The sequence below is a fragment of the Cobetia sp. 5-25-4-2 genome (assembly GCF_013374075.1).
Lineage (GTDB): Bacteria > Pseudomonadota > Gammaproteobacteria > Pseudomonadales > Halomonadaceae > Cobetia > Cobetia marina.
Map to the genome: position 1 here is coordinate 116,138 of NZ_BLWK01000005.1, position 22,871 is coordinate 139,008.

Annotated in this window: 20 protein-coding genes; 6 read left to right on the top strand and 14 right to left on the bottom strand. The window is 60.7% G+C overall.

Annotation, left to right across the window (positions count from 1 at the left end; translation table 11 throughout):
- The first annotated feature begins 77 nt into the window (after positions 1 to 77).
- Together HXS65_RS11620 and HXS65_RS11625 are read left to right on the top strand one after the other, a co-directional pair.
- Positions 78 to 2,585, top strand: coding sequence for a TRAP transporter permease (locus HXS65_RS11620; protein WP_240665319.1), 2,508 nt, complete (start codon positions 78 to 80; stop codon positions 2,583 to 2,585).
- A gap of 435 nt (positions 2,586 to 3,020) precedes the next feature.
- A complete protein-coding gene (locus HXS65_RS11625) occupies positions 3,021 to 4,421 on the top strand; it encodes a PhoH family protein (RefSeq protein ID WP_077376418.1) in 1,401 nt (466 codons plus the stop codon).
- A 143-nt stretch (positions 4,422 to 4,564) separates the two neighbouring features.
- Here the strand turns inward: HXS65_RS11625 and HXS65_RS11630 are convergent, their stop codons facing one another.
- On the bottom strand, positions 4,565 to 5,530 hold the full coding sequence (locus HXS65_RS11630; protein ID WP_084208682.1) for a DNA-binding protein: 966 nt from the start codon (positions 5,528 to 5,530) through the stop codon (positions 4,565 to 4,567).
- Positions 5,531 to 5,858: 328 nt separating this feature from the next.
- Between HXS65_RS11630 and HXS65_RS11635 the strand changes: the two genes are divergently transcribed.
- Both HXS65_RS11635 and HXS65_RS11640 read left to right on the top strand, forming a co-directional pair.
- Positions 5,859 to 7,127 (top strand): site-specific integrase, encoded by a 1,269-nt coding sequence (locus HXS65_RS11635; protein ID WP_255304491.1) that lies wholly within the window; start codon positions 5,859 to 5,861, stop codon positions 7,125 to 7,127.
- Positions 7,128 to 7,239: 112 nt separating this feature from the next.
- On the top strand, positions 7,240 to 7,671 hold the full coding sequence (locus tag HXS65_RS11640; protein ID WP_084208681.1) for a SufE family protein: 432 nt from the start codon (positions 7,240 to 7,242) through the stop codon (positions 7,669 to 7,671).
- Positions 7,672 to 7,826: 155 nt separating this feature from the next.
- On the opposite strand, the gene HXS65_RS11645 is transcribed toward HXS65_RS11640, so the two are convergent.
- The 9 genes from HXS65_RS11645 to HXS65_RS11685 form a co-directional block, all read right to left on the bottom strand.
- Positions 7,827 to 8,537, bottom strand: a complete 711-nt coding sequence (locus HXS65_RS11645) for an RES family NAD+ phosphorylase (protein ID WP_240499520.1) — start codon at positions 8,535 to 8,537, stop codon at positions 7,827 to 7,829.
- Positions 8,534 to 8,935 carry an MbcA/ParS/Xre antitoxin family protein gene (locus HXS65_RS11650; protein WP_084209711.1) on the bottom strand — a complete coding sequence of 134 codons (402 nt, stop codon included), beginning with the start codon at positions 8,933 to 8,935 and terminating at the stop codon, positions 8,534 to 8,536. The genes HXS65_RS11645 and HXS65_RS11650 overlap by 4 nt, the downstream gene beginning before the upstream one ends.
- 112 nt (positions 8,936 to 9,047) lie before the next feature.
- On the bottom strand, positions 9,048 to 9,323 hold the full coding sequence (yidD, locus tag HXS65_RS11655) for a membrane protein insertion efficiency factor YidD (RefSeq protein ID WP_205632688.1): 276 nt from the start codon (positions 9,321 to 9,323) through the stop codon (positions 9,048 to 9,050).
- A gap of 67 nt (positions 9,324 to 9,390) precedes the next feature.
- Entirely contained in the window at positions 9,391 to 9,837 is a 447-nt protein-coding gene (hisI, locus tag HXS65_RS11660; protein WP_373996124.1) for a phosphoribosyl-AMP cyclohydrolase, read from the bottom strand.
- 123 nt (positions 9,838 to 9,960) lie between these two features.
- Entirely contained in the window at positions 9,961 to 10,785 is an 825-nt protein-coding gene (locus HXS65_RS11665) for a metal ABC transporter permease (protein WP_077376406.1), read from the bottom strand.
- Between the two features lie 78 nt (positions 10,786 to 10,863).
- Complete coding sequence (locus HXS65_RS11670; RefSeq protein ID WP_077376403.1) at positions 10,864 to 11,694, bottom strand: metal ABC transporter ATP-binding protein; 831 nt, start codon at positions 11,692 to 11,694, stop codon at positions 10,864 to 10,866.
- Between the two features lie 112 nt (positions 11,695 to 11,806).
- A complete protein-coding gene (locus HXS65_RS11675) occupies positions 11,807 to 12,940 on the bottom strand; it encodes a metal ABC transporter solute-binding protein, Zn/Mn family (protein ID WP_176493912.1) in 1,134 nt (377 codons plus the stop codon).
- A gap of 76 nt (positions 12,941 to 13,016) precedes the next feature.
- Positions 13,017 to 14,354 carry a dihydroorotase gene (locus HXS65_RS11680; protein WP_176493913.1) on the bottom strand — a complete coding sequence of 446 codons (1,338 nt, stop codon included), beginning with the start codon at positions 14,352 to 14,354 and terminating at the stop codon, positions 13,017 to 13,019.
- A 59-nt stretch (positions 14,355 to 14,413) separates the two neighbouring features.
- A complete protein-coding gene (locus HXS65_RS11685; protein WP_084208678.1) occupies positions 14,414 to 14,881 on the bottom strand; it encodes a Fur family transcriptional regulator in 468 nt (155 codons plus the stop codon).
- Between the two features lie 380 nt (positions 14,882 to 15,261).
- Here HXS65_RS11685 and HXS65_RS11690 point away from each other — a divergent pair, with 380 nt between their 5' ends.
- Entirely contained in the window at positions 15,262 to 15,918 is a 657-nt protein-coding gene (locus HXS65_RS11690; protein ID WP_176493914.1) for a DUF1826 domain-containing protein, read from the top strand.
- Between the two features lie 74 nt (positions 15,919 to 15,992).
- Here HXS65_RS11690 and HXS65_RS11695 read toward each other — a convergent pair whose 3' ends face one another.
- The 3 genes from HXS65_RS11695 to HXS65_RS11705 form a co-directional block, all read right to left on the bottom strand.
- The gene (locus HXS65_RS11695; RefSeq protein ID WP_240499519.1) at positions 15,993 to 17,009 is read right to left on the bottom strand and encodes an alpha-L-glutamate ligase-like protein; all 1,017 of its coding nucleotides are present in this window, start codon (positions 17,007 to 17,009) and stop codon (positions 15,993 to 15,995) included.
- Position 17,010: 1 nt separating this feature from the next.
- Positions 17,011 to 18,573 (bottom strand): inactive transglutaminase family protein, encoded by a 1,563-nt coding sequence (locus HXS65_RS11700; protein WP_077376389.1) that lies wholly within the window; start codon positions 18,571 to 18,573, stop codon positions 17,011 to 17,013.
- A 99-nt stretch (positions 18,574 to 18,672) separates the two neighbouring features.
- Complete coding sequence (locus HXS65_RS11705; RefSeq protein WP_077376386.1) at positions 18,673 to 19,503, bottom strand: ATP-dependent zinc protease; 831 nt, start codon at positions 19,501 to 19,503, stop codon at positions 18,673 to 18,675.
- Between the two features lie 882 nt (positions 19,504 to 20,385).
- Between HXS65_RS11705 and HXS65_RS11710 the strand changes: the two genes are divergently transcribed.
- Positions 20,386 to 20,952 (top strand): DUF3833 domain-containing protein, encoded by a 567-nt coding sequence (locus HXS65_RS11710; protein ID WP_176493915.1) that lies wholly within the window; start codon positions 20,386 to 20,388, stop codon positions 20,950 to 20,952.
- Here the strand turns inward: HXS65_RS11710 and HXS65_RS11715 are convergent.
- Entirely contained in the window at positions 20,949 to 22,769 is a 1,821-nt protein-coding gene (locus HXS65_RS11715; RefSeq protein ID WP_176493916.1) for an EAL domain-containing protein, read from the bottom strand. The genes HXS65_RS11710 and HXS65_RS11715 overlap by 4 nt on opposite strands.
- Positions 22,770 to 22,871 lie beyond the last annotated feature (102 nt).

Genomic DNA, 22,871 nt, shown 5'->3' on the forward strand with positions numbered 1-22,871 from the left:
AAATGACCAAAACTCAATCTTCACCGCCGTCCTCTGCGCCTGGCGCCGAGACGGATCATGATGCAGAAGTGCAGAAGATGCTCGAATCGGAGGTCGGCGGGCGTCATCCGGAAGGCTTCGTGGGGCGCCATTTCATGTGGCTGATCCCGCTTGCCTGGTCTCTTTTCCAGCTCTATCACGCCTCGCCCTTGTCGCTGCTGAACTCCGACACCGCGCGAGCCGTCCATCTCTGCTTCGCCATCTCGCTGGCGTTCGTGGCCTATCCCGCTTACAAGGGCGCGCCCGCCAATCGTATTCCTCTGTATGACTGGGCGTTGGCGATATTCGCCGTGGCGGGCGTGGCCTACGTGCTCATCTTCAGTGACGAACTGGCGCGACGAGCGGGTGCCTATACCACGACGGACCTCGTGTTCTCGGGCATCGGCCTCCTGTTGCTGCTGGAAGCGACCCGTCGTGCGCTCGGGCCGCCGCTTGCGGTCGTCGCCACCGTCTTCCTGCTCTACAGTCTGTTTGGCGCCTACATGCCCGATGTCATCGCGCATGCCGGGGCCAGTCTCAACAAGCTTCTGGGGCATCAGTGGCTGACCACGGAAGGGGTCTTCGGTGTCGCGCTGGGTGTCTCCACCGACTTCGTCTTCCTGTTCGTGCTGTTCGGCGCCTTGCTTGAACGCGCCGGTGCCGGCAACTACTTCATCCGCATGGCCTTCTCGATGCTCGGTCACATGCGTGGCGGACCAGCCAAGGCTGCCGTGGTGGCGTCTGGCCTGTCGGGGATCATTTCCGGCTCTTCCATCGCCAACGTCGTGACCACCGGGACCTTCACCATCCCGTTGATGAAGAAGGTCGGCTTCCCTGGCACCAAGGCAGGCGCCGTCGAGGTGGCAGCCTCCACCAACGGCCAGCTGACACCTCCGATCATGGGCGCTGCCGCCTTCCTGATGGTGGAATATGTCGGCATCCCCTATCTGGATGTCATCAAGCATGCCTTGTTGCCTGCACTGATCTCCTATATCGCGCTGATCTACATCGTGCACCTGGAAGCGTGCAAGGCCGGCATGGAAGGCCTCAAGCGGACGCACAAGACCAGCCTGATGGCTTCGATGCTGACCTTCCTGACCGTCTTCATCGGCATGGGCGTGCTCACGCTGGTGGTCTATTACGGTATCGGCTGGATCAAGGGTCTGGCGGGTGATGGTGCGGTCTATATCGTGCTGCCGCTGCTGCTGGCGTCCTATGTCGGCCTGATCGCCTATTCCGCCTGCTTCCCTCCGCTGGAGGAAGGGGACATCGATGAATTGCCGCCGGTGGGCCCGACGGTCAAGGTCGGTCTCTATTTCCTGCTGCCGGTCGTGGTGCTGGTATGGTGTCTGACCGTCGAGCGCATGTCGCCGGGGCTTTCCGCCTTCTGGGCGGTGCTGTTCATGATCTTCATCACCGTGACCCAGCGCCCATTGGTCGCGATCTTCCGCAAGGAAGGCAATCTGGGGGGGGCAACCCAGCGTGGCGGTGAGGACCTGTTCCATGGTCTGGTCATCGGTGCCAAGAACATGATCGGGATCGGTGTCGCCACGGCGGCGGCCGGTATCGTGGTCGGTACCGTGACCCTGACCGGGCTCGGGCTCAAGATGACGGCATTCGTCGAGTTCATCTCGGCAGGCAACCTGATGCTGATCCTGATCTTCACTGCCGTAATCAGTCTGATTCTGGGCATGGGGCTTCCCACCACGGCCAACTACATCGTGGTCTCCACGCTGATGGCGCCGGTCATCGTCAATCTGGGCGCCGAGAACGGCCTGATCGTGCCGCTGATCGCCGTGCACCTGTTCGTGTTCTACTTCGGGATACTGGCAGATGACACGCCACCGGTGGGTCTGGCCGCCTTCGCGGCGGCGGCCATCGCCAAGTCAGACCCGATCAAGACCGGTATCCAGGGCTTCACCTATGACATCCGCACCGCGATCCTGCCCTTCATGTTCATCTTCAACACCAACCTGTTGCTGATGAACATCGATAGCTACTGGCATCTGGCGATCACCATCGCCTCGGCGGTCGCGGCGATGCTGGTCTTCGCGGCGGCCACGCAAGGTTATTGGCTGACGCGTACCCGCTGGTACGAGACCATCGGTCTTCTGCTGATCACCTTCACGTTGTTCCGTCCGGGCTATTGGTGGGACATGGTCTATCCGCCAGTCATCATGGCGGCTCCGCAGCAGATCGAGACCCTGATGGAGGAGGCACCGGTCGACAGCAAGCTGCCGATTCATGTGTCAGGCATCAATCTGGATGGCGATGAGGTCTCCAAGACCGTGCTGCTGCCGGTGTCGGATGCCGACAGTGGCGAAGCGCGCCTGAGCGATGTCGGTCTGACGCTGGATATCAGCGACAAGCAGGTGCTGGTCAGCATGGTGGAATACGGTAGCGTGGCACAGCAGGCCGGTATCGATTTCGATTTCACCATCGATGGCATCCAGCAGACCGCTGAACGTCCACCGAAGGAAATCGCGATGCTGCCAGCCATCGTGCTGTTGTGGTTGATCGGCTGGTTGCAGGTGCGCCGTCGCCGTCGCGAAAGCGTCACTGCCTGATGCTTCGGGGTCTGAACGATCGAGACCCGTGACATTGCGCACCCGCCAATGAAAAACCGCCCCTGACATCGTCAGGGGCGGTTTTTTTCATCTGTCCTTCCGCAGCGCTCCTGGCGACGCGGTTGTCTGACGATCTGCGGCAGGGGATGTCTGGCAAATGAAATCTGGCAAATGAAATCTGGCAAATGAAAAGTGCAGAGAGTCCAGTGGCTGCGTGCTCATGGCTGCACGAGATGCTCGGCAGGAAGGCCGGCAACATGGCCGTGACGAACAGCAGATGAGAGTGCGGCCAGCAGAGCCGGGGACAGATTATGCGCCTGCGTTGCGTGACCTGTCAGCACCCTGTGCGTGAAATCGAGCGCCAAATTGAAACATCTTCGACATATTCGGCGTGATAGCTTCAAAGGGCACACCCCAACGGAAGGCATGTCGCCAATGGTAAGAGTCGAGAAGCAGTCCCGTCGTCTGTACGTCCTCGATACCAACGTGCTGATACACGACCCCTCCGCCATCTTCCAGTTTGACGAGCACGATGTCGTCATTCCGATGACGGTGCTGGAGGAGCTGGACAAGCACAAGAATGGCCACAAGGAAATTGCCCACACTGCTCGCCAGATCAGTCGCACCCTGTCTGATCTCACCGCCGACATCACACCACAGGAGATTCTGCGCGGTATTCCACTGCCGGGCTCGTTGAATGGCGCCGGCAATCTTCATTTTCTCTCCGGTAGCATCGATCAGAGCGAGGCAAGCGCCGACAACCGCATTCTTGCCGAGACACGCAGTCTCGCGGCGCGCAGTCAGGATGCATCCGTCATCCTGGTGACCAAGGACATCAATCTGCGCATCAAGGCAGCGGCACTGGGCATGGCCGTCGAGGACTATCTGACGGATCGCGCCTTCAGTGACAGCGATGCCATGATCGAGGGCGTGAAGCTCTATCACGAGGCTGGGCCTGACGGTCAGGGCGTATGGGATGACCTGCAGGTGGATGTCACCGTCAGTCGCGAGAATCATCGCACCTTCTACACCCTCGCCGGCCAGATGCCCAAGGACTGGTATCCGGGAATGTTGATCGCGGATTGTGATCGTGGTGCCAGCTTCGAGGCCATCGTGCGCGAGCTGGACAATGATCACGCCTGCCTTGAGGTATTGCAGGATTTCCGCAACGAGCGTAGCGCCTGGGGCGTCAATGCCCATGACAGTCGCCAGAATTTCGCGCTCAATCTGTTGATGGATGAGAGCGTCGACATGGTCTCGATTGCCGGGAGTGCCGGGACAGGCAAGACCTACATGACCCTGGCGGCGGCATTTGAGCAGACTCTGGAGAAGAAACGCTTCGAACGTATCATCTTCACGCGCGCGCCGATCGCTATGGGGGAAGAGATCGGCTTTCTCCCCGGGACCGAGGAAGAGAAGATGTCGCCGTGGATGGGCGCCTTCCACGACAACATGGACAATCTGCTGCGCAAGGAAGGCGAGGGCACCAGCGCGTGGAACGAGGAGGCCACCCGTGCCTGGATTGGCAACCGTGTCCAGATTCGCTCGCCGTCCTTCATGCGGGGGCGAACCCTCAGCGACACCTTCCTGATCATCGATGAGGCCCAGAACCTGACACCGAAACAATTGAAAGGGCTGTTGACCCGGGCTGGTGCCAACACCAAGGTCGTGCTGCTGGGCAATGTCGGGCAGATCGATACGCCCTATCTGACGGCCAATACCTGTGGTCTCGCGGTGGCAGTGCAACGCTTCGCCAATTGGCCGCATGCCGGTCACGTCACGCTCAAGTGTGTCGAGCGTTCGCGTCTGGCACTGGTGGCGGAAGAACTGCTGTAGATTTCTCGACAGCGGTGAGCATGATGTGACGTGAATCCTGAGGTGCGGGAACGCGCCATCCTCCAAGCGAAACGCCACCCCTGAGGGTGGCGTCTTTCATTGGTGTGAGTGTTGCAGCAACCTCAGCAGACGTTGCAGGAACATCAACACACAAAAGGAGGAAGCGGCGCGAAGGCCAGGCGCTCCTTGAGCAACTTGTTTTCATGCGTGATCTGGCTCAGCTGTGCCTCCAGACGAGATTGTTCCGCCATGGACTGCTCCAGCTGAGAGCGCAGATCCTTGAGCTCCACATCGCGCTGCTGTCGTAGCGTGGTTTCCTCGAAGCGACGACGTTCCTCTTCCTGAAGCAACTTCCGCTGCTCCGCCGTCTGGGCATCCAGGCGTTCCACGCGCTTCTCGAGCTGCTCGTGGCGGCGGCGATGCTGCTTGTCCAGCTCCTGCTTCTCCAGGCGCGCATCATCGAGCAGCTTCATCAGGCGCGTCTCACTGGCCTCGTGACGAGACTCTTCCTGCGCCAGGCGCTCCTTGAATTCGCTTTCCTGTTGCTGCACCAGCTGCTGATGGCGCTCATGGTCATGCTCGCGTGTCCGCTCGAGTGCGGTGACATCTTCCTGGGCAAGCGTCAGGCGCTTCTCGAGCTTCTCCTGCAATTGCTGCCATTGTTCGCGCTCACTGGTCAAGGTCGCCAGTGTCTGCACGCGCTCCTCGAGACGCGCCTGTACTCCCGCCAGTTGCTCCGTGAGTGCACTGAGCCGCTGCTCCGCATCCTCTGCGCGCCGCTGTGACTGTGCCTCGGCCTCACGGGCTGCCTCGGCTTGGCGGTCAGCTTCCTGCCGATAGTGCGCCAGGCTCTCGTTGGCCAGAGACTGGGCTTCACTCCATACCGTGGCCAGTGTCTCCGTCAGACTATCCGGCATCGCCTGGGTCAGAGGCTCATCACGTTTCTCGGCGCGACGTTGGCGCCATTCGCGCAGATGATCGCTGATGGTGGTGAAGCTGCCGGTCCCCAGCACTTCCCGAATCTTCTGCACGCTGGGCGCTTCACCACGTGCCATCAAGGATTCTATCGCTCGTTGTACATCCTCGTACTGGACGCCAATGCGCGCCATGGGAATCTCCGTCCGTATTCTGAAGTTGATGCTCAGCGGCCATTACGCCACGAAGTGACGTTCACTACCACTCCATTGGTCAGGATTCTGCGTGATATGCACAAGAAATCTTCCCTGTGCTCTCGCGGGCTCCCCTTTAGGCAGACTTCTGGCCGCTTAGCGTCATTGTAGCTACTCGTCTGCTTGGAATAAAGATAATTACATATTACGTAATACGTAATTTACGTTACCCTTGGTGGTAGCAATTCATGATTACGCGCATTATCTTGAATTATCATGGCCGTAACGTCACAATCAGCCCCCAGGCAACGCGACAGGAGTCGAGACAGTGGAGAAGGGCGCACACGGTGGCATGGCCGCATTGATCGGCCGCCTTGAGGGCGAGCTGGCCAATACCGCCAGCACTGCAGCCGTCACGCAGAGTGGCAATGCTGCACTCATCAAGGCGCAGACGGACATTGAGGCCGTGGCGGCGTGGCTCAATGAATATCGCCACAGCCCGCAGACCCTGCGCGCCTATCGCAAGGAAGCAGAGCGTCTGCTTCTGTGGCTAAGGGCGGAAGGTGAGCAGGGGAGAGGCGCCGCCCTGGCAAGTCTGGATCGTGAGCGGCTCGAGCACTTCGAGGCCTTTCTGGCCAATCCTCAGCCAGCGGAGGTCTGGATTGGCAGTGTGCGTGCCCGCAGGCACCCCGAGTGGCGACCCTTTCGCGGTCCGCTGGCTCCGGCCAGCCGCCGCCAGAGTCTGGTGATCCTGCAGGGGCTTTATGCCTGGTTAATCGAGGCTGGCTATCTGGCGCGTAATCCTTTCCGGCTAATGCGTGACAAGCGGCGCATGGACAATCGCACGCTGCGCATCGAGCGCTATCTCGAGCGTCCGCTATGGGATTGGTTGTGGGGGCGTATCGAGGCGCGCTGTGATGAGGTGCGTTGTCACGTACCGACAGCCGGCAGTGCCTCCCTCGAGCGCGAGGTGTCGCGGGAGCGATTCATCGCGGAGCGCCAGCGGTTTCTGTTCGCGTTTGCCTACCTGATGGCGCCGCGTATCGCCGAGATGGCCGCCGCCAGAATGGGGGATATCATCAAGCGGGAAGGCCAGTGGTGGTGGCGAGTGATAGGCAAGGGTGCCAAGCTGGCCGAGATTCCGCTGCCGCCCCCGATGCTCGAGGCCCTGGTGCGCTGGCGACGCCTGCGTGGACTGAGTGACTTGCCACAGGCACTGCCCGCTGATGAGTCACTGCCTCTGCTCGCGCGGTTGGATGGCACGACCCCTCTCGGCGACAATCAGCTCTACCGGTTGATCAAGCAGACGTTTACCCAGGCCGCCCACGACATGCGCCAGCGAACGGAGCACCCCGGCGACGCCAGCGAGTTGATGGCACGCACGCTCGACCAGGCAAGCCCGCACTGGCTGCGTCACACCGCCATTACCCACCAGGCACAGGCCGGGGTAGAGCTGCGTTTCCTGTCTCGCTCCGCCAGACACTCACGGCTGGATACCACCTCTCGCTACCTGCATGCCGAAGACGGCGAGTGGCAGCAGCAGATGGCAAGGCACTCGCTGGCGACGACGACGGCTACCCGTGAGGAGGAGGCGTGACTGCTGGCATGGCGCCAGGCTTCACGCCTCCCGTGCGTCCGTCGGAGTCAGGCGTTATCATGGCCGACAGCATATTTTCAGACACTCTTCAGTGACATCATCGGGAGTCAGCATGAGCGACGCGCAACAAGCGCAGGCGGAACTGGTCGAGGAATTCAGCTTCTTCGACAATTGGATGGACCGCTATCAGTACATCATCGACATGGGCAAGGCGCTGCCGGAATACCCGGAAGAGTTGAAGGGGCCTGAGACCAAGATCGACGGCTGCCAGTCCAACGTCTGGATTCATCCTGACGTACGTGGTGAAGGCAGCGAGCAGCGTCTGCACTTCCAGGCCACCTCGGATGCGGCCATCGTGGCAGGCCTGATCGCCGTGGTGCTGCGCATCTACAACGACCGGACGCCGCAGGAAATCGTCGCCACTCAGCCGACCTTCCTCGCTGAGCTTGGCCTCGACAAGCACCTGTCGCCGACACGCTCCAATGGTCTGCATGCAATGCTCAAGCGCATCTACGGTGTTGCCGAGCTGCACGCCAACGCCTGACGCCTGGCGAGAAAAGAGGCCTGACGATAACCAAGACGCCCGCCATGCCGATCGAGACATCTCGATCGGCATGGCGGGCGTCTTTGGCATTGCGATTGTCATTGCAATGACGCGCTGACTGGACCCAGCGGGAGGTTCGCAGTGTCGTCACAGGCTCAGCGGTGCTCCTTGACCTCCAGCACATGCGTCATGGCCTGTTGCTGACCATCCCAGACGTAGCGCAGGTGGGGGCCCTGGATGGGGATGCTGACCGCCGGTGGACGCAGGATGGCCGCGCATTCGGCATCGGGCTCAACCTTGGCATGGCGGACGCTGGGGTAGAGCAGACCATGACTGCCGGTATCTCTCATCTTCGCCGCGAAAGCCTGGCCGGCCGGGTAGCTGGCCGTGTCCGGCTGGCATAGCTCGGCGTATCCCTGGCGAATGTCGTGCAAGGGTTGCGTCACGCGATTGACGTAACTGCGCATCGTCATTTCCTGGCTGGGTTGCGCGGTATCGGCCAGAAAGCGTGCCATGTGAAAGCGGGTTTCGCTGATGGCGGTGTCCAGGCTACTGGCGCAGTAGTAGACACCGAAGCTGCCATCGGTGAAACGTGATGCGCGCCCGATGTGCGTGAAGGCCGCCATCACCGGTGTGGAGCCCGGCCCGCTGATGCGATCCTCGGGTGCGACACGGTTCAGCTCGCCGGCCTCCTCGCGCAGACGATCATTGGTCAGCGCCTCGATGGCAAACGCCATCTCCAGCTCATCAGGCTCGAGAATATCCTCGAACACCGAGATGGGCGGGAAGGCGCTGGAGATGACGCGCCAGGCGTTCTGCCAGTCCGGCAGTGTCAGGGCAGGTTGGGGCAGGGCGCTCATGCTCATCCACGCACTCCGTCGAGATAACGACGGGTGTCGGCCAGTGACACCACCTGCCCGGCCAGCATGTAGTCGAGCGCGCTCTGTCCATTGAAGGGAGCGGCACGATTGGGGCGGCGCACCCATTCATGGGCCATTTCAGGCGTGTTGCTGAACAGGATGCGCAACGCCTTGTGAATCCCCATCACGTAGGAGATACGCTCCAGGGTGTCATTGGGCAGGCGGACTTCCGGCAGCTTGCGGTACTTGTGATAGGTGGTGGTGCCGATGCCGCCGAGCAGCACGCGTTGATCGGCAGCGCTGCATTGCCATTTCTCCATGATGTTGAAGAAAGACTTGAGGGCAACGCGACCCGCGCTGGGGCTGGTCGGGGACACACGATCGATGGCGGTTGCGGTGGGCATGGTGCTCTCCTGCTGACTGACGATGGCATCGCACATGACGCCTTTCACATGTGAAGTATATCACGACTTCACTTCACATGCGTAAATCAGCTCGCAGGAGCGTGCGACACCATCAGGGCGTGGGGCCTGAGTCGCGGTCATTGCCCGCGCAGCAGTCTGACGATGACTCCTTGCGTGGCGGCACGGGGTCCACTCCTCCGGGGCCACCGAGGGGATGGCAGCGTGACAGGCGTCTGGCTGTCAGCCAGCACCCCTTGAGCGGCCCATGCACCTTGATGGCCTCGAGGCCATAACTGGAGCAGCTGGGATAGAAGCGACAACGCGGCCCCAGCAGCGGGCTGAGCACCAGCTGATAGCCGCGCAGCAGGCCGGTGAGCAGGCGCGTCATGCCAGCCGTCATAGCGCGCGACAGCGAGCCGCGAGCAGGGCGGGAATCGGGGTCTCGTTGACCTGACTCAGGCGTTGCCATACAGCGTGTCGGGATCAATGATCGGTGCATCGGTGATCTCTGCGCCTTCGGCGTCAAGGCGCCAGTAGAAGCAGCTCTTGCGTCCGGTATGGCAGGCAGGGCCGGTCTGATCGACCTTGACCAGCAGGGTGTCACCGTCGCAGTCAAGGTGGGTGCTGACCAGATGCTGCTGCTGACCGGAGCTTTCGCCCTTGCGCCATAGCTTGCTGCGCGAGCGCGAGAAGTAGCACACGCGTCCCGTGGTCAGCGTCTCGCGCAACGCCTCGGCATTCATCCACGCCATCATCAGTATCTCGCCGCTGTCATGCTGCTGGGCGATGGCAGGAATCAACCCGTCGCCATTCCACGGCAGGGCAGCCATCAGGGTGTCCAGCGCGACCTTTTCGCCGACCTGTGCATTTTCCAGCGACTTGAGCAGTCCATCCTGTGCCATTGAATCCATATCCTTGCAGAAGCTGTATCGAAGACTGGCCCCGTCGCGACGTTCACTGCGCAGGTTGCAGCGTTTCGGTTCGGAGGCCAGATCTCAAGAAGTCTCAGTGTAACAAGCCGCGACTCAGCGGCGCAGACCGCCACGGGCGCTACGCCAGATCAGCGAGACCAGATAGGCGATCCCCGCCACCAGTACGATGGTGGCACCGGCAGGCAGATCGAACTGCCAGGAAAGCGCCAGACCACCGGTGGTGAAGGCCATGGCCGCCAGACTCGCGATCACGATCATCATGCCCAGTGAGCGCGCATGATGGCCGGCCAGCGCGGCTGGCAGTGACAGCAATGCCAGCACCATGATCAGCCCGACGGCCTGCAGCAACAGCACCACGGTGATGGCGACCAGCACCAGCAACAGCAGATAGAGCGTCTTGACCGGCACTCCTCGCAGGCGAGCGAACTCTTCATCGAAGATCACGGCCGTCAGAGGACGGTGCACGACCAGCAGCACCAGTGCCAGCCCACCCACCATCCAGGCCAGGGTGCCGATGGCGTCCGCGGGCACCAGCAGCAGATTGCCGAACAGATAGCTCATCAGATCGACCTTGTAACCCGGGGTCTGACTGATGAAGAGGATGCCGGTGGCCATGCCGATGGCCCACAGCGCACCGATGACGGTGTCTTCCTGGTCAAACCCCTTGAGGCTGATATAGCCGATCAGCAATGCCGCGAGGATGGCACTGATGAAGGCACCGACGAGCGGGCTGGCCCCCATGAAGTAGGCGATCCCCATGCCGGCAAGCACCGTGTGGGCGATGCCGCCTGCCAGATAGCCGATGCGGCGTACCACGACATAGGGGCCTACCAGGCCCGCCGCGAGACTTGCCAACAGGCCGGCGAAGAGGGCGTTCTGAAGAAAGTCCTGGCTGCCCAGGGCGGTGATGAAATTCATGTGTTGTAAGCCTAGAGCGCGGGGCAGGCGCCGTGAAAGAAATGAAACCCGCCAGGCAGCCTGTCACGGGCCGCCGTATCAATGATGGTGATGAATCATCTGGACGTGTTCACCGTAGAGCCGCTCGATCGATTCGGCGGTCAGCGTCTCGGTGTCATGGACGATCATCTTGCGGTTGAGACAGGCCACCCGATCGACATAATCACTGATGAAGCCGAGATCATGACTGATCACCACGACGCTCATGCGATTGGCCAGCCGATTGAACAGCTCGAACAATGAACGCTCACCATCGCTGTCGACACTCGCGGTGGGTTCATCCAGCAGCAGCAATTGCGGCTCGGCCGCCAGTGCCCGGGCTATCAGGACACGCTGCAGCTGACCGCCGGAGAGGGCATCGATATGCCGACGGCGCAGATGACCGATACCGACTTCCTCCAGTACCGCACCGATCGCCTCACGATCCGCGCGTGGCCAGGGGCCCCATTGACGCTTGCGTCCCTGGCGCCCCATCAGCACGACGTCTTCCACGCGGATCGGAAAGCGCTTCACGAAATTGGCGAACTGTGGCACATAGCCGATATGGCGTGCGGCAGATTGGGGAGTGCGCCCCAGCACGCGGACACACCCAGCTGCCGGCTTGTGAAGGCCAAGCACCAGCTTGAGCAAGGTGCTCTTGCCGCCTCCATTGGGGCCGATCAGCCCCACGATCTCGCGGGCGCCGACCTGGAAGTCGACATCGTCGAGAATGACCTGCTCACCATAGCGAAAGGTCACGCCGCGAATATCGATGGCATCCGGCGCATCCGCCGGGACCGGGCGAAATACCGGACCGACACTGCGCCCGGTGGCTGGTGCATCCGGATGGCTGTCCGGGCGCCGGCGCGCGACGGAGATGGGGCTGGCCATGACGAGAGGTACCTCTTTGCAACGCAGACGGGCGCGTGAGCGCCCGTCTGACTTTTTTATGGGGCAGAGCATTGTGCAAGATCATGCCGCATGCGCAATACCTGGCCAGAAATTACTGACTGTCGGTCCGCTCGAAGCCTGCTTTCAGTGCTTCGGTGGCACGCTTGAGATTCTCGAGATAGTCCTCGGCCAACGGGTCAAGCACGGCGACTTCGGCATCCAGCGAGCTGGCGATGCGCTTGGCGGCCGTCTGGGAGAATTGTCCCGAGACGAAGATGGTGCCGATGTTCTCGTCCTTGGCACGTGTGACCAGAGTGGCCATCTCGCGTGGTGTAGGCTCACGACCACTGACTTCAATGGCATGCTGCGCGAGTGAGTAGCGATCCGCGAAGTAGCCGAAGCTGGGGTGGAAGATCAGGAAGTTGCGACCCTTGTAAGGTGCCAGCGCCTGCGCGATCTGCGTGTCCAGCGCATTCAGGGTCTTGAGCAGCCGCTGCTCATTGGCATCGATTTCACCGGCATGTTCAGGCAGCTGGGCTTCCAATACCTTGGCAGTGCGCTCGACGACGGTCTGCATTCGCTGCGGATCCAGCCAGAGATGAGGGTCGGCTTCGCCGAGGTCTTCATGCTCATCATGGCCCGCGTGCTCGTCATGATCCGCGTGGTCTTGATGGCCGTGCTCGTCATGATCTGCGTGGTCTTGATGGCCGTGCTCGTCATGCTCTGCGTGGTCTTCATGCTCATCATGGCCCGCGTGCTCGTCATGGTCGGAGCCGTGATCATGATGATGAGCGTCTTTACTGCCGAAATGGCGCGTGTTGAGACCCTCTTCCAGATGCACGACCTGCATCTCGGCATTGTTCTTCTCGAGACGCGGCAACCAGACCTGCTCGAAGGGTACGCCGATGGCGAGATAGAGGGGAACCGTCGACAACTCGGCCACCTGGCGAGGGGTCGGATCATAGGTGTGCGGGCTGTTGCCCGGTTTGACCAGCGTCGTGATCTCGACATGATCCCCGGCCAGCTGATCGACCATCCACTCGATAGGCGGCACGCTGACGGCGACATGCAGTGGCGCACTGTCTTCGGCTTGCGCGTTGGGGGCCGCCAGAACGGCAAGCGCACCCAGCACGCTCAACGGCAGGCTACGCGCAGCCCGCGAACCCAGCGTGCGCTGGATCCGGGACAGCAGCTTTTCGCAGAACACTTGGCGAGAGGCCAGGGGAGAGCCCGCATGCATACTCATGACACCACTTCCTTTGCTAGTGATCACGGCATGATGCGGGCAAGGCGTGCCGAAGATCGACACGCCAGGACCGCCATCAGCCGCGGTTGAACGAGAGACGCTGGCCGTTGGCCACCGGGTTGACGGTCTTGCCGTCATAGGCTTTCACGCCATTGACGAAGGTCGCATCGATGCGTGCCTTGAAGGTCACGCCATCGAAGGGGCTCCAGCCACACTTGTAGAGCACGTTGTCACGGGTGACGCTGGTCTCGCCATTCAGGTCGACCAGCACGAGATCCGCGAACGCCCCTTCACGGATATAGCCGCGATCGACGATGGAGAAGCGATCCGCGACGTTGTGGCTGGTCTTCTGTACCAGGGTTTCCAGGTCGTAGATGCCGTCCTGAACCTGATCCAGCAGTGACAGCAGGGCATGCTGCACCAGCGGCAGACCGGAAGGCGCCTTGAAGTAGGGGTTCTGCTTCTCTTCCCAGGTATGCGGCGCGTGGTCAGTGGCAATGATGTCGATGCGACCATCCATCACGGCGGCACGCAGGGCGGCACGGTCTTCGGCGGTCTTCACGGCCGGGTTGCACTTGATCAGGCTGCCACGCGTGTCGTAATCGGCATCGCTGAACCACAGGTGATGCGCGCAGACCTCGGCGGTGATCTGCTTGCCAGCCATCGGGCCCGGCTTGAACAGCGCCATCTCTTCAGCGGTGGTCAGGTGCAGGACATGCAGCTGGGTGCCGTTGCGAGTGGCCAGGTCGATCGCCAGGCGTGAGCTCTTGATGCAGGCCTCGCGAGAACGGATCAGACCGTGCTCGGAGAAGGGCACGTCTTCCCCGAAACGCTCACGCCAGCGCGCCTCGTTCTCCAGAATCATCGGAGTGTCTTCGCAATGCGTGACGATGGGCGTCGGAGCATGCTTGAAGATACCTTCGAGAATCTCCGGATCATCGACCAGCATGTTGCCGGTCGAGGCACCCATGAAGATCTTGATGCCGCAGGTCTGATTCGGATCCAGCGTCTTGATCGCTTCCAGGTTGTCGTTGCTGGCACCCAGATAGAAGGCGTGGTTGGCATGCGCACGACCCGCCGCCACGGCAAACTTGGCCTCCAGCGCATGGCTGTCCAGGGTGGCCGGCTTGACGTTGGGCATGTCGAAGAAGGTCGTGATGCCCCCGGCGACGGCGGCGGCCGACTCGGTGGCGATATTGCCCTTGGCGGTCAGGCCGGGCTCACGGAAATGCACCTGATCATCAATCATGCCCGGCAGCAGATGGCGGCCGGCAGCATCGATCACTTCACGCGCGTCCAGATGTGAGAGATCACTGCCGATGGCATGGATACGCCCGTCCTTGATGCCCACATCCAGAGTGGAAATGGTGCCTTCATTGACGACCTGTGCCTGCGAAATGCGGATGTCCAGCATGTGACGTCCTCCGTGGGAAGCAAATGTTATATCGTATCAAAAGCGCTCGCAAGCGCCATTCACTGAGCGGTTTCTACCATGTCAGCGACCTGAGAGGCGCATTTCTGGCAACGCCCCTCAAGTTCGACAGTCTGGCGTTCGATCGTGAAACCATGGCGATCTGCACTGGCGAGAAGGCGAGTGCCAAGATCATCGTCGTGCATCTCCTCGACTCTCCCGCAACCACGGCAGATCAGCAGCTGGAAACCGTGCTGATGCTCGGGACAGTGGCAGGCAAGGAAGGCATTGAGCGATTCGATGCGATGGACGAGGCCTTGTTCGATCAGGAAATCCAGCGCGCGATAGATCGTGGGCGGGCGGGCGGCACCGTGTTCCTTGGCAAGCTGATCCAAGAGGTCGTATGCCTTGAGTGCGCCATGACTGTTGGCGATCAATTCCAGCACACGTCGCCGGATCGGGGTGAAACGCACGCCACGCTTCAGGCATTGGCGTTCAGCCTGGTCGATCAGCGAAAGTTGCTCGGGCATGAAGAATCCTGGGTGTCGGGAATTCTGAGGATCGAGAATCCGGGATGACGAGAGGCCAGTGACACGTTGAGAGTGAATCAGATCAGCGTGTTACCTCAATGAACAGACTCTTATTCTAGGGCATTTGGGCGGTCTCGGGCCATATGCAGACTCAGGCTTGTCAGATAGCGGCAAGGTAGAGTGTTGTCACTGCACATCAAAGACATGTTATAACATAACAATAACGAGCGTGATTTCCCTCTTGCCTACCCACCGAGGCGCTTACCATGCACTCGATCACTCCGATCACTCCGATCACTCCGATCACTCCGATCACTCCGATCACTCCGATCACTTCTCATGACACACCATCGGCTTCCCGGCCTGCGAAGGGCGGCAGGTTGGCCCAGTCAGCTGTCACGGCGAGCGGTTCGAAAGATTCGGCAACACCACACTGGCACATCGGCGAGCAGGCGCTGGATCTCGGGGAGATCTTTCGCCCGGAGGTGACGCTGGCCGTGATGCAGCGCCGCATCGATGCGGCATTGAAAATGGCGGTCAAGGCTCAGTCCTCGGGTGCCTACCCGCTGCGCATGCGCTGGCGCGGGCCTATCAATGACCTGCGTGAGGCGCTGGAGCGCTACCTACCCGCACCGGATGCCGGGGCTGCGCTGATAGAGGATATCTATGTGCTGGGAGAGGCCATCGGCGAGCTGTTCGACGTGCAGGATATCGGCATGCGGCTGGAAATGACCCAGAGCGCCATGTGCCCACGCTTTCATGTGGATCGCATTCCGGTCCGGTTGGTGACGACCTATGAGGGCCCCGGAACGCAATGGTTGCCGGAGCAGGCCGCCGATCGCCTGGCTCTGGGGCATGGCGTTGTCGGACACCGGGACATCTGTCGGGACCCGGAACAGATCCGGGAGCTGCGCCCGGGAAGCCTGGCCTTGCTCAAGGGAGAATGCTGGCCCGGCAATGAGGGGCATGGCCTGATCCATCGCTCGCCAGTCGTGCCGACCGGTAGCCGCCTGATGCTGAGCATGGACCCCGGTTGAGGGTCTCGTCCCGCGAACGCAAACGCCCCGTGACACTCGCGTGTCACGGGGCGTTGTTCTCTGCGGTCACGCCATCATTCAGGAATGGGGGCCATTCCGACGTTGGCCACGTCTTCCTTGCTGCGTGCGAAGTGCTTGCGGGCGAAGGCTACCCGTTCCGCGACAGGCACGCCATCGGGTTGACGCTCGATCAGTTCGAGACGCTTGCGCAGTCCTTCGCCATTGGCCATCTGGATGGCGAGGCCCGGTCGCGCATTGAGCTCGAGCAGCATCGGGCCATGACGCCGGTCAAGCACCATGTCCGTGCCCAGATAGCCCAGTCCCGTCATCTCGTAACACCCTGAGGCCAGTTCGAGCAGGGTGTCCCACTGGGGTACCTTGAGCGAGAAGATGTCATGTCCCGTATCGGGGTGGGCGAACTGCGGGCGATCATACTGCACGCCGCGCACGGCCCAGCCTGACCCGATATCCAGCCCGACACCGACCGCCCCCTGGTGGAGGTTGGCCTTGCCATCCGAGGCCGCCGTCGACAGGCGCATCATCGCCATCACGGGATAGCCCTTGAAGACGATGACCCGAATGTCGGGAACGCCTTCATAGGTGAACTCGGCGAAGGCCTGATCGAAGGAAATCAAGCCTTCGACCAGCGCCACATCCGGTGAGCCGCCCAGCGAATAAAGTCCTGACAGGATGTTGGAGACGTGGCGCTCCATGTCGGCACGCGTGATGCGCGCGCCGCTGGGCTTCACATACTCTTCGCCATCATGGTGCTCGATGACGAGGATCCCCTTGCCGCCAGAGCCCTTGGCCGGCTTGATCACGAAACCTGCGTGATCGCGCACCATGTCGACGACCCGCTCGACCTCGAACTGGCTGGCGACCTTGCCGATCATCTCCGGCGAGGCCAGACCGTACTTCTGACACAGCAGCTTGGTCTGCAGCTTGTCATCCACCAGCGGGTAGAGGCGGCGGTCGTTGTACTTCGAGATATAGCCGATGTTGCGGCGATTCATGCCGACAACCCCCCGGGCACGCAGGGCGCCCGGCGTGGTCCAGTTGCGCGACCAGCGATTCATCCATGACGCGAGCATCTCAATCCTCCGTCAGCGGCTTGAAGCGACGCAATTCCAGCAGACGATAGCCGGTGTAATTGCCCAGCAGCAGGATGAAGGCCATCAGCACCAGCTGCAGACCCAGGAAGTTGAAGGTCAGGTGGCGCACCCACGGATTGTTCATTGCCAGATAGGCCAGCACGGCGGTCAGAAGGCTACCGCCACCTTGCTTGAGGACTTCCTTGGGGCCTTCCTCTTCCCAGAGGATCGACATGCGCTCGACGGTCCAGGACAGGATGATCATCGGGAAGAAGGTGATGGTCAGGCCGGCATTGAGGCCGAAGCGATAGGCGAGTACCGAGAAGATCGAGATGATCGCGATCACCGTGATGATCACCACCGAGACCCTGGCGACAAGCAACAGGTTGAGCCGCGAAAGGTAGCTGCGAATCACGAGCCCGGTGGCGACGATGAGCAGGAAACCGATCAAGCCGGTGATCAGGCTGGTCTGGATGAAGGCGAGGGCGATCAACACCGGCATGAAGGTACCGGAAGTCTTCAGGCCCACGAGCACCCGCAGCAGCACGACGACCAGTGCGCCGATCGGGATCAGCAGAATGGTCTTGAACAGGGCCTGCTCTTCCAGCGGCAGCGAGTGGATAGAGAAGTTGAGCAGCTCGTCATTGGCCAGCTTGTTGCGAACCGCGACGGCGGCCGGTTCGTTGTGGCGAATCATCGAGAAGCTGACGCGGGAATTGACGCCACCTTCCACTTCCAGCATCGGGGCACCGCGGCCTTCCCACAGCAGCAGGTTGTCAGGCTCACCTTGCTTGCCGGTCTCGGGGTTGATAAGCACCCAGTCAGTGTTGAGCTTCTCACCCTCGGGGGAGTCGATCTCGACAGCCTGATTGCTGTCAGGTGTCTCGGCGAAGACCTGCAGCCAGGAGCTCACGTTCTGGCGACGGCGTCCGTCTTCCAGGCTCAAGCCACTGACCAGGCGTGCGCTCACGCCCGCTTCATTGAGCAGACGCAGCATCAGCACCGGACGCTGGAACTGGGTCAGCAGCAGACGCGCGTTCTCACCCTGACGCTGATTGTCGAACTGCTTGATCAGTTCACGGGCGAAGGTGAAGGAGTCGGCGCTGCGGGTGCGCGCCTGCTCTATCACCTGAGCGGCAGCCGTATCATAGGGACGTTCCCAGGACACTTCCTGAGGCGCCGGCAGGCGCTTGATGGCAGCAGGCGTCGCGTTGTCGGACTCCAGCATGGTCACGGTGTAATACAGCAGCTGGGAGCCAGCGGCCTCACGGATCGACCATTCAGCACGACGGCCCGGCAGATCATCCAGGTACGACAACCCGAAGCCGGAGGAGGCCGTGTTCTCGGTCAGGACGCTATAGCCTTTCTGATTTTCCGGAAGCGCCAGCGACGCCTTGACCGGACCGCCCGTTGCCGTGAAGGCGACCTGGGCCTCGATATCCCAGACTTTCTGTTGTGCACCCGGCACCCAGGGCACATCGAAGGAAATATGGCGGTAGGCGGTCAGGCCCACGCCAATCAGCATCAGCAGGCCGACCAGAAGGTAAAAGGAGAAACGCGACATGGGAGTCCTTGAGTATTATGCAGTCACAGGGTCTGGCACCCGGCCAGACCCTGTCAGTGGAGATGTTCGAGATCCGTGAACGTCAGGTGAGGGCGAGGGTCAGTCGCGATTTCCTTCATTCGGGTCCTGATCCTTGGCAGCGGCGGTGCTGGGAGCGCTGCCCGGGAATTCCGGACGCGGATTGATGAAGGTGCGGCTGACATCGACGGCTGCGATATCCATCATGAAACGACGGCCCAACAGCACCGGGTACGTCAGATCACGACGGTCATTCAGGGTGAATTCGACACGCTGCTTGATGTCGCCAAGCGTCATCAACATGCTGACCACAGGACGGTCTTCCCGGCCTGACGCCTGCACGATGGTCACGGTACGGCTGACCTTGGCTTCTACCCACTTGTCGCGTACTTCGGGAACGAAGTATTTGGCATCCTCGCGAAGCGCCAGCTTGAACTTGACCCACTTGTCGCCATCACGTTCGAACTCGGTGATGTCACGCGCCGACAATGAGGACGTGTTCGCGCCGGTATCGATGCGCGCCTTGAAATAGCTGCCGATGTCCGGAAAGCCGACCCACTCGACACGTCCGAGCAGCGTCTTGTCCATGATCGGGTTTTCAGAGGCGGTCTTGCAGGCCTGAACCACCTGCGGAGCTGCCGGCTGTTCCATTTCGGCATGCATGCGGCGTAATTGGCTGCCGACTTCCCGCATGTCGCGGCGCAATGAGCGGTTCAGTTCGCGCTGCTCGACAAGCTGTTGTTGCTGGACGTCGCATTGCCCGGCGATCTGGCTCTCCAGGGCATCGATGCGTTGCGAGAAGGCCTCCGGGGTCAAGACCGGCTTGGGGGGCTGAGGTTGCGCCGGAACACAACCTGCCATGACGATGACGCTGGACAATGACACGGGCAGCAGCAGCTTGCGGATCAGCATGATAAAGAGGGTTCCTGTTCAGCCTTGCTGACGATCTCGTCTTCACGAGTTCGCCTTGCATGATTCTTGTTCATCCATCTCGCACCGTACTTGCACGAGTGGATGATGGGAGGGAGCCCGGCCACCTTCAGTCGTCGTCTTCGCAGCGATCGCTGAAGGTGTGGCAAAGGGCGATGATACGTAGGCCGGATAGTCGCTGTCCATGATTCGCCACCCTCGGCTGGTGCGCCCGGGAACGGCTTCCGTCAATGCGTTGCCATTCACGGACAATCATTCAATCCAGCGTGATGCGAAGCGCTCATGACGCCTCTTGCCGTCGATTCCATCGCTCGACAGGCAAGAACGTCGCTCGTTGGGGACGTGCCTGTCCCAGCCGAGTTGACGGCTCCGGCTACCATACTTTGGCACTTATTTCATGGACTTGCACATTTCTCGCATCGTGAGTGCACCTTGTGGTGGGTGTCACAAGTCATCGAATGATCGGCGGGAGCACTGGAGACCTCAGTGGCGAAGTCTGTTCTCAACGGGCTGGTCGTGACACAAGGGCAGAAGAAGACCAATCACTGACGTCAGCTGACGACAGGCAGACATGCTGCTGAACTTTTCAGTACATCAGGCACTCGAGTTGTGGTTCAGCATGGCGGGTATCGGTCACGCACAGCGAATACATGACAGGCAGCATGATCGTCAGGGCGGGTCCAGTGAGACGTGAGTCTGGGTTTCTCGAATACTCGATTTAACATAATATATATTATACGAGCCTATGAGAATTCGACATCACGCCCGCGTTGACGATCCACTGCAAGCGTCGAGACACATCCAAATTGCTATTTGTAGAATCACTGCATAGTATCAGTACAAGTTTCCTTGTCGAGAATGTCGATGATTCGCTCCCGCTTGCGTCCCCTCGGTCTGATCACCCTGCTGGCCTCCTCGGCAAGTCTGTTGATGGCTTGCAGCAGCCCCTCAATCGATACCTATGCCGGTTCCGGTCCCGAGTTCAGAATCGACGAGTACTTCCTCGGGCACACACGAGGCTGGGGAATGGTTCAGGATCGTTCCGGTGAAGTGACTCGGCGCTTCGTGGTGGACCTACAGGGCACCAGGCAGGATGGACGATTGACCCTCAACGAGAACTTTCGCTACAGCGATGGCGAGACGCAGTATCGACAATGGACCTTCATCCCGACGGCTGACCGTCAGTGGCGCGGCACGGCAGCTGACGTGACCGGAGAAGCCACGGCAGCCAGCAATGGCCATGCCTTTCGCATGCAATATGTCCTGCAGGTTCCCATCGATGGCAGTGTCTGGGAGTTCAACATGGATGACTGGATGTATCTGCAACCAGACGGACGCGTGTTGAATCGCACCTCGATGCGCAAACTGGGCATCGAGCTTGCCACCATCACCCTCGCCTTTCAGCGCTGCCCCTGTGAGAGCGACCGCTAGAGGCGCTTGTTCAAGGGCAAATGTGTCTCGGCAAGCCACTGGGCATAGCTATCTTCCGGGAGCGCAGGTTGCCCGAAGGCATCGCTCTGAACCTGATCGAACCCGAGAGACTCAAGCTCCGATAGCTGCTGAACTCGCTTGCTACCTACCGCGATGGGCACCAGTCCCAGCGTTTTCATCGCACAGGTCCATGCCTTGATCAAACGTGTCTGATCCGGCTCATGCTGCTGAGGTACCATGAAGCGTGGGTGCAGCTTGACGGCTACCGCCGGCATCCGGCTCAACAGACGCAGATTGGCATTTTCCCGGCCAAACCGATCAATGCAGAAGGAGACTCCGTCACGGGTCAACGAGGTCATTGCCGCAATCAGTGCCTCTGGTGTCTCCGCGAAGCGTTCGCAGCCCGTGAGATCCAGGCGCAGATGCTCCCCCTTGAGGCGGTAAAGTCGCAGGATGCGTCTCAATGTCTCGGCGTATTCACTGTCAATCAGGCGCTTCGCCGAGAGATTCAGTGATACCGGCACTCCGAGAGACTCCGTGGAGCGCTGCGACTGCCAACGACTGACCATGGCGCACGTCTGGCGCAACACCCAGGTATCCAGTTCTTCGCCAAGGCCTGCGCGCTCAGCCATGCGCAACATCTGGTTCGCGGTGACCCAGCGCCCTTGAACCTGCCAACGCAGCAGCATCTCCATGCCGCACACCTTTCTCGTCCGGACATCCAGGATCGGCTGCGCATGCAGGCTGAGCTCATTGTCTCGCAAGGCCCGGGCGAAGCGATCACCCAATGCGATGGCAAGCGTGACATTGCTACTGAGATCGGCGACCTGAAGATTCTGCTGACACGGTGCCCAATGCGCCGCACTGGCAAGTTCCTCCTCGAGAAGTTCGACAAGCTCATGGGCCGTGGCCCCCTCGGGCGTGAAGGTGGCCGTTGCGACCAGGAGTTTGGGCCTCAGAGCACTGGAAAGATGCATCAACCAGGGCTGAGTGATGAAACGTTGCCAACGCATGCCGCTGACAGACTGCCGCTGAGGCAGCAGGATGATCAAGGTATCGCTGCACAGACGACCCTTGATGACGTCTTCATCATCGAAGCTTTCATTGATCTGGCTGGACAGTGACTGCATCACCTCCTGGAGGAAGACCTCGCCCTGATGGTGACGCCAGTGTTCTGCCTCCGATACCTTGAGCATGATGGCCTGGTAGCTTTCACTCCCTCGGTTTTCCATCCAATGGGCAAATGTCTGAAGATAACGTCGTCGTGTGCTGTAGCCGGTAATGGGGTCAATGCTGGCCTGAAGCGTGGCACGCGTTCGTTCCGTCAGGAGGCTGTCGCGCTGGATCAGCTCGTTTTCGACCAGCATGGCACAGCGTCCCAGCCTTTCGAGTTGAGGCGCACTCAGCTCACGTGGTGTGTGATCGATGAGGCACAAGGTGCCCAATGGCAATCCTGAACTGTCTCGCAGCAAGGCGCCGGCATAGAATCGGAGATATGGCGGGCCGGTGACCAGGGGATTGTCATGGAAGCGTTCATCCTTGCTCGCGTCGTTGACGACGAGGTAGCGCTCTTCATGGAGAGCGTGAGCGCAGAAGGCCAGGTCACGCCCCGTTTCACGTGCATCGATACCGCAGTGGGCCTTGAACCATTGGCGATTCTCGTCCACCAGTGACACGAGACAGATGGGGACATCGAAGATATCCGCGACCAGGCGCGTCAGGTCGTCATAACGCTTTTCATGCTCACTATCCAGTACGTGAAGCGCGTGCAGGCTATCGATTCGCTCCTGTTCGCGAGGATGAGGGGCTGCTGGCATGAACCCGGGACGCCCACCTGCCGCAATGGCGGGTGGGCTGACAGACGCGTTGTGTGGGGGGATGGCCATTGGCGAGGATCTCATCTGAGTGACACGGACACC

Bases quoted from the DNA above. Each gene is read 5' to 3' on its own strand.
- yidD (WP_205632688.1), bottom strand. From the start codon at position 9,323: ATGACGCGCCTGCTCACCGGCCTGCTGCGCGGCTATCAGCTGGTGCTC.
- HXS65_RS11705 (WP_077376386.1), bottom strand. From the start codon at position 19,503: ATGCTGATCCGCAAGCTGCTGCTGCCCGTGTCATTGTCCAGCGTCATC.
- HXS65_RS11710 (WP_176493915.1), top strand. From the start codon at position 20,386: ATGATTCGCTCCCGCTTGCGTCCCCTCGGTCTGATCACCCTGCTGGCC.
- HXS65_RS11675 (WP_176493912.1), bottom strand. From the start codon at position 12,940: ATGAGTATGCATGCGGGCTCTCCCCTGGCCTCTCGCCAAGTGTTCTGC.
- HXS65_RS11700 (WP_077376389.1), bottom strand. From the start codon at position 18,573: ATGTCGCGTTTCTCCTTTTACCTTCTGGTCGGCCTGCTGATGCTGATT.
- HXS65_RS11695 (WP_240499519.1), bottom strand. From the start codon at position 17,009: ATGCTCGCGTCATGGATGAATCGCTGGTCGCGCAACTGGACCACGCCG.
- HXS65_RS11630 (WP_084208682.1), bottom strand. From the start codon at position 5,530: ATGGCGCGCATTGGCGTCCAGTACGAGGATGTACAACGAGCGATAGAA.
- HXS65_RS11665 (WP_077376406.1), bottom strand. From the start codon at position 10,785: ATGAATTTCATCACCGCCCTGGGCAGCCAGGACTTTCTTCAGAACGCC.
- HXS65_RS11670 (WP_077376403.1), bottom strand. From the start codon at position 11,694: ATGGCCAGCCCCATCTCCGTCGCGCGCCGGCGCCCGGACAGCCATCCG.
- HXS65_RS11640 (WP_084208681.1), top strand. From the start codon at position 7,240: ATGAGCGACGCGCAACAAGCGCAGGCGGAACTGGTCGAGGAATTCAGC.
- HXS65_RS11645 (WP_240499520.1), bottom strand. From the start codon at position 8,537: ATGAGCATGAGCGCCCTGCCCCAACCTGCCCTGACACTGCCGGACTGG.
- HXS65_RS11620 (WP_240665319.1), top strand. From the start codon at position 78: ATGCTCGAATCGGAGGTCGGCGGGCGTCATCCGGAAGGCTTCGTGGGG.
- HXS65_RS11625 (WP_077376418.1), top strand. From the start codon at position 3,021: ATGGTAAGAGTCGAGAAGCAGTCCCGTCGTCTGTACGTCCTCGATACC.
- HXS65_RS11685 (WP_084208678.1), bottom strand. From the start codon at position 14,881: ATGCCCGAGCAACTTTCGCTGATCGACCAGGCTGAACGCCAATGCCTG.
- hisI (WP_373996124.1), bottom strand. From the start codon at position 9,837: ATGGCACAGGATGGACTGCTCAAGTCGCTGGAAAATGCACAGGTCGGC.
- HXS65_RS11715 (WP_176493916.1), bottom strand. From the start codon at position 22,769: ATGCCAGCAGCCCCTCATCCTCGCGAACAGGAGCGAATCGATAGCCTG.
- HXS65_RS11680 (WP_176493913.1), bottom strand. From the start codon at position 14,354: ATGCTGGACATCCGCATTTCGCAGGCACAGGTCGTCAATGAAGGCACC.
- HXS65_RS11650 (WP_084209711.1), bottom strand. From the start codon at position 8,935: ATGCCCACCGCAACCGCCATCGATCGTGTGTCCCCGACCAGCCCCAGC.